4 protein-coding genes are annotated in these 6,013 nt (G+C 71.2%); 1 reads left to right on the top strand and 3 read right to left on the bottom strand.

The window, feature by feature from the left end; translation table 11 throughout:
* Together AC2CJA_RS22930 and AC2CJA_RS22925 are read right to left on the bottom strand one after the other, a co-directional pair.
* Positions 1–1,074, bottom strand: a 1,074-nt coding sequence (locus AC2CJA_RS22930; RefSeq protein ID WP_484604576.1) for an Hsp70 family protein, incomplete at its 3' end; no start/stop codon positions are given.
* Between the two features lie 136 nt (positions 1,075–1,210).
* On the bottom strand, positions 1,211–2,548 hold the full coding sequence (locus tag AC2CJA_RS22925) for a PP2C family protein-serine/threonine phosphatase (protein ID WP_484604575.1): 1,338 nt from the start codon (positions 2,546–2,548) through the stop codon (positions 1,211–1,213).
* A 292-nt stretch (positions 2,549–2,840) separates the two neighbouring features.
* Here AC2CJA_RS22925 and AC2CJA_RS22920 point away from each other — a divergent pair, with 292 nt between their 5' ends.
* Entirely contained in the window at positions 2,841–5,105 is a 2,265-nt protein-coding gene (locus AC2CJA_RS22920) for a heterodisulfide reductase-related iron-sulfur binding cluster (RefSeq protein WP_484604574.1), read from the top strand.
* Between the two features lie 119 nt (positions 5,106–5,224).
* Here AC2CJA_RS22920 and AC2CJA_RS22915 read toward each other — a convergent pair whose 3' ends face one another.
* Positions 5,225–5,758, bottom strand: a complete 534-nt coding sequence (locus tag AC2CJA_RS22915; RefSeq protein WP_484604573.1) for a hypothetical protein — start codon at positions 5,756–5,758, stop codon at positions 5,225–5,227.
* Positions 5,759–6,013 lie beyond the last annotated feature (255 nt).

The raw sequence follows: 6,013 nt of genomic DNA, 5'->3' as shown, positions 1-6,013 counted from the left end.
CTTGACCTCGCCCTTGAGGACACCGGCCTGCAGCGAGGCGCCGATGGCCACCACCTCGTCGGGGTTGACGCCCTTGTTCGCCTCCTTGCCGCCGGTCAGCTCCCTGACCAGCTCGGCGACGGCCGGCATGCGGGTCGAACCGCCGACGAGGACGACGTGGTCGATCTCGGAGAGCTGGATGCCCGCGTCCTTGATCACGTTGTGGAACGGGATCTTGCAGCGCTCCAGCAGGTCGGCGGTCAGCTGCTGGAACTGGGCCCGGGTGAGCTTCTCGTCCAGGTGCAGCGGGCCCTCGGCCGACGCGGTGATGTAGGGCAGGTTGATGGTGGTCTCGGTCGAGCTGGACAGCTCGATCTTCGCCTTCTCCGCCGCCTCGCGCAGGCGCTGGAGGGCCATCTTGTCCTTGGCCAGGTCCACGCCGTGGCCGGACTGGAACTGCTTGACCAGGTAGTCGACGATCCGCTGGTCCCAGTCGTCGCCGCCGAGCTGGTTGTCGCCGTTGGTGGCCTTCACCTCCACCACGCCGTCGCCGATCTCCAGCAGCGAGACGTCGAAGGTGCCGCCGCCGAGGTCGAAGACCAGGATCGTCTGGTCGTCCTTCTCCAGCCCGTAGGCCAGGGCGGCTGCCGTGGGCTCGTTCACGATGCGCAGGACGTTCAGGCCCGCGATCTCGCCGGCCTCCTTGGTGGCCTGGCGCTCGTGGTCGTTGAAGTAGGCGGGGACGGTGATCACCGCGTCGGTGACCTTCTCGCCCAGGTACGCCTCGGCGTCCCGCTTCAGCTTCTGCAGCACGAAGGCGCTGATCTGCTGGGGGTTGAAGTCCTTGCCGTCCAGGTTGATCCTCCAGTCGGTGCCCATGTGGCGCTTGACCGACCGGATCGTCCTGTCGACGTTGGTGACGGCCTGGCGCTTGGCGACCTCACCGACGAGGACCTCGCCGTTCTTGGCGAAGGCGACGACGGACGGCGTGGTCCTGGCGCCCTCGGCATTGGTGATGACGGTGGGCTCACCGCCCTCGAGAACACTGACGACGGAGTTCGTCGTACCCAGGTCGATGCCGACCGCTCGTGCCATTTCGGGTTCCTCCAGCTCATGCCTTGAGTAAATCTGGCTCAAGAGTGCAGCAGGAGGGCGGGCAGCGTCAAGAGACATGAGTCGCTCCGGCTCAACTCTTCTCCGGCCGCCGAACTCATGCCGGGGTGCGACCGCGTCAACTGGCCGCGGGACGCCGGTCGTCGGAGGGTGTCCGGGGGACAGGACGCCCACCGGGGCCGTCCTGGCTTCCGGACGGAGCAGCCTTCCCCGCGCCGCCCGTTCCATCCGCCCCGTCCGGCCCTTTCCGCTCCCCCCGCACCCGTTCCCCGTCGCCCTCCGCCTCACCGGCCTCCGAGAACTCCACGACGACGACCGCCGCGTCGTCCCGCAGCCTTCCGCCGGTGTGCCGGGCGACCGCCTCCAGCAGCTCGTCCGGCAGCCGCTCGGTGGAGGCCTCGCGCAGCTCTCCCAGCGTCTCGGCGAGCGGGAAGAAGCGCCCCCTGCCGTCGCGCGCCTCGTCGATGCCGTCGGTGTGCAGCAGCAGCCGGTCCCCGGGGCGCCACCGGGTGTGGACGGTCACGCCCCAGTCGTCGTCCCACCCGGCCGTGAAGCCGTGCACCAGCCCCAGCGGCGGCAGCGGCTCGACCGCCAGCGGCTCGCACCCCCGCGCGGTGAGCAGCAGCGGCGGCGGATGCCCCAGGTCGACGACGCGCAGCCGCCCGCCCTCGATCTCCACCAGCGCGGCGGTGACGAACAGTTCCTCCGCCTCCGCCTCCGGGCCGTCCCCGTCGGCCGCCTCCCGCGCGCACCGCGCCACCGCGCGCGAGCAGCGCCCGGCCACGGTCGTCAGCGCGGACTCGTACTGGGCCGCCTCCCGGAAGGCGCCCAGCACCACCGCCGCCGTACGGATCGCGGGCAGGCCCTTGCCGCGCACGTCGCCGATGATCACCCTGGTCCGGTCCGGGAGGACCACGACCTCGTACAGGTCGCCGCCGATCAGGGTGTCGGACTCGGCGGCGCTGTACCTGGCCGCCAGGCGCAGCCCGCCCGCGTGGCGCGGCACCGGGGAGAGGAGCGCGAGCTGGGCCGCCTCGGCGACCCGCCGGATGCGGACGAGCTGCCCCTCACGCCGCCACCGGGCCACGGACGCCACCAGGCCCGCGGCGCTCACCACCAGCGAGACCAGTGCGGTCGCGGAGGTGTCCGTCCCGGCCGCGTCCGGCTCGAAGGACGCGGCCACCCCGATGACCAGGGCGGCGGCGGAGACGGCGAGCACGTCGCGGGGACGCCCGCGGACCGCGGCGAGCGCGGGCGCCGGGGTGAGCAGGGAGCCGGCGTGCGCGACGCGGCCCTGGAGCCCGCCGGTGGCCTCGACGACGGCGACCGCGAGGACGAGCAGCCAGGGGAGGAGCAGCCAGATCCACAGCCGTCCCCACAGGCGCTCCCACAGGTGCCCCCAGAGTCCCGCGGAGGGCCGCGCGAGCCCCGCGCGCGGAGTGCGCGCAGTGCGCATAGGGACTTCCTCCCGGCCGCGGGAAACGAACGCATCCCTTTTTACCGCATTCGACGCCGATTCGGAGGATGAGGCGGAGGAGGTCTATAGGATGGATCCGCCCTTCCGTTCCCGGGCCCTCCGCGAGGCTCCGCGGCCACCCCTCGGGCAAGGGCCGCCTCAGCGACGCAGATCACCGTACGAGCGGCTACAGACGGCCTCCGTTCATGGGTAGTCTCGAACAGATCGGATAAGTTACCGCTTAGTAAGCTTGCAGCCGCAGGCATCGCCCCCGCAGGTTCGAGGAGCCGCCATGCAACTCGCCGCGATCGCCGTCTCGCTGGTACTCACCGCGGTCGGCGTTGCGCTCCTGGCACGCGCCGTCGCGCAGATCTACCGCTTCGTCAGGCTCGGCCAACCGGTCCCGGCGGGCGCACGCACGAACGAGCCCAAGCAGCGCACGATCACCCTGGTCAAGGAGTTCCTCGGCCACACCCGGATGAACCGGTGGGGGATCGTCGGCTTCGCTCACTGGTTCGTCGCGATCGGCTTCCTGACGCTTCCGCCGACCCTGGCCCAGGCGTACGGGCAGCTCTTCCGGGCCGACTGGGTCCTCCCCGTCCTCGGCGGCTTCCTGCCGTTCGAGATGTACATCGAGTTCATCGGCCTGATGACGGTCGCCGGCATCCTGACCCTGATCGTGATCCGGCTGCTCAACCTGCCCACCCGCCCCGGCCGCAAGTCCCGCTTCGCCGGTTCGACCGCCTGGCAGGCGTACTTCGTCGAGTACGTCATCCTCACCATCGGCCTGGCGATCCTGGTGCTGCGCGGCCTGGAGGGCGCGATCCACCACGTCGAGGGTTACGAGGCGGCGTACTTCGTCTCCTACCCGCTGGTGGAGGCCTTCGACGGGCTGGGGACCGGCACGCTGCAGAACCTGATCTACTTCACCGCGATGATCAAGATCAGCGTCTCGCTGATCTGGATGATCACGGTGTCGCTCAACATCACCATGGGCGTCGCCTGGCACCGCTTCCTGGCGTTCCCCAACATCTGGTTCAAGCGCGAGTCCAACGGCGAGGTCGCCCTCGGCCCGCTCCAGCCGATGACCTCGGGCGGCGAGCCGATCGACTTCGAGGACCCGGGCGAGGACGACACATTCGGCGTCTCCCAGGTCGAGCAGTTCTCCTGGAAGGGCATCCTCGACTTCTCCACCTGCACCGAGTGCGGCCGCTGCCAGTCCCAGTGCCCCGCCTGGAACACCGGCAAGCCGCTCTCGCCCAAGCTGATGATCATGTCGCTGCGCGACCACGCGCACGCCAAGGCCCCCTACCTGCTGGCCGGCGGCGGCAAGGACATGGAGGGCGAGGAGCGGGCGACCGAGGAGCAGCTGAAGGACGTTCCCGCCGCCGCCCTGGCGGAGGCCGAGCGCCCGCTGGTCGGGACGCTGGAGGAGAACGGCGTCATCGACCCGGACGTGCTGTGGTCCTGCACCACCTGCGGCGCCTGCGTCGAGCAGTGTCCCGTGGACATCGAGCACGTCGACCACATCGTCGACATGCGCCGCTACCAGGTGATGATCGAGTCCTCGTTCCCGTCCGAGGCGGGCACGATGCTCAAGAACCTGGAGAAGAAGGGCAACCCCTGGGGCCTGGCCAAGAAGCAGCGCCTGGAGTGGACCAAGGAGGTCGGCTTCGAGGTCCCGGTCGTCGGCAAGGACATCGAGGACCTCACCGAGGTCGAGTACCTGTACTGGGTCGGCTGCGCCGGCGCCCTGGAGGACCGGGCCAAGAAGACCACCAAGGCCTTCGCGGAGCTGCTGCACATCGCGGGCGTGAAGTTCGCGATCATGGGCGGCGACGAGAAGTGCAGCGGCGACTCCCCCCGCCGCCTGGGCAACGAGTTCCTCTTCCAGCAGCTCGGCGCCGAGAACGTCGGGATGCTGAACATGGCCTTCGGCGAGGATGAGGACGAGGGCGTCACCGTCGAGCGGTCCAGGAAGAAGATCGTCGCGACCTGCCCGCACTGCTTCAACACGATCGCCAACGAGTACCCGCAGCTCGGCGGGCACTACGAGGTCGTCCACCACACCCAGCTGCTCCAGCACCTCATCGACGAGGGACGCCTGGTGCCGGTCACGCCGGTCGAGGGTCTGATCACCTACCACGACCCGTGCTACCTGGGCCGCCACAACAAGGTCTACACGCCGCCGCGCGAGATCATCGGCAAGGTGCCCGGCCTGCGCAACGAGGAGATGCACCGCCACAAGGAGCGGGGCTTCTGCTGCGGCGCCGGCGGCGCGCGGATGTGGATGGAGGAGCGCATCGGCAAGCGCATCAACACCGAGCGCGTGGACGAGGCGCTGTCGCTGAACCCGGACATCGTCTCCACCGCCTGCCCGTTCTGCCTGGTGATGCTGACCGACTCGGTCAACGGCAAGAAGAACGAGGGCAAGGCCAAGGAGAACGTCCAGGTCGTGGACGTCGCCCAGCTCCTGCTGGAGTCGGTCAGGACCCCGGCGGAGCCGGAGGGCCCGGCCGGCACCGAGCCGGCCCCCGAGCCCGAGCCCGCCTCGTAGCGGTCGCGCTCCGGGCGGTACGGCGTGCGACGGCGGCGGCCGGCCCCGCATCCCGCGGGGCCGCCGCCGTCGTCGTGCGTCCCGCGGGCGCGCCGGGGACGGCTCCTCCGCCGGGTTCCTCAGTCCTCGCCGAACCACTCGTCCAGGACCGCGTCGAAGGCCTCGTCCCACTCCTTGAGGACCTTCCGGGACGGTGCGTCGACGTCGGCCTCGTACCAGCGGCGGGCGGTCGTGCAGACGGAGACGGAGAACCGGCGCCCGAAGCGCGGGAGATCCGTCTCCACCGCACCGATCTCGTCCCAGGGGAACCGGGCCTCCTCGCCGTCCAGCCGGAACACCACCCCGGAGCGGCCGGCGGCTATCGAGCCGCGGCGGTCGGCCGCCTCGAAGGCGGACCCGCCGTCCTCGTCCTGCTCGTCCCCGTCCTGCCCGCCGGTCTCCTGCTCACCGGTGGGCTCCTCGGCGAGCCCCTCGGTGAGCGTCTCCGAGGCCACCTCCCCGGAAGCGGCCTTCTGCTCCCTCTGCTCCACCTCCTCCCCGCCGGCCTCCTCACCGGCCCTGTCCGGGCTCGGCGGAGCGAGGCCGGGGATGTAGGCCGGATCGGTGCCGGCTGCGGTTACGGGCGGGATGACCGGACCTCTGAGCTGTTCCACGGCGGGCAGTATGGCCGACGAACCCGTACCGGCGACAGACGGTCCCGTGCCCGGCCGGTGAAGAAACCCCCGCCCCGTACAACCTCCGCGCCACCCGGGCCGCCGCTTCCGGCTCCGCTTCACCGCACAGCGCCTCCGTGGGGGGGGGGGGGGGGGGGGCGGGGGGCGGCCCCGCGCGGGGGGGGGGGGGCCGGGGGCCCCCCCCCCCCCGCCCCGGTGGCCGACGACCGCGCGGGACGCTCCTGAGCTGCCGGT

The sequence above is a fragment of the Streptomyces sp. ATLC9 genome (assembly GCF_057196705.1).
This window is presented reverse-complemented; position numbering and strand designations above follow the sequence as displayed.

Coding starts and splice junctions, on each gene's coding strand:
- AC2CJA_RS22920 (WP_484604574.1), top strand. CDS start 2,841: ATGCAACTCGCCGCGATCGCCGTCTCGCTGGTACTCACCGCGGTCGGC.
- AC2CJA_RS22925 (WP_484604575.1), bottom strand. CDS start 2,548: ATGCGCACTGCGCGCACTCCGCGCGCGGGGCTCGCGCGGCCCTCCGCG.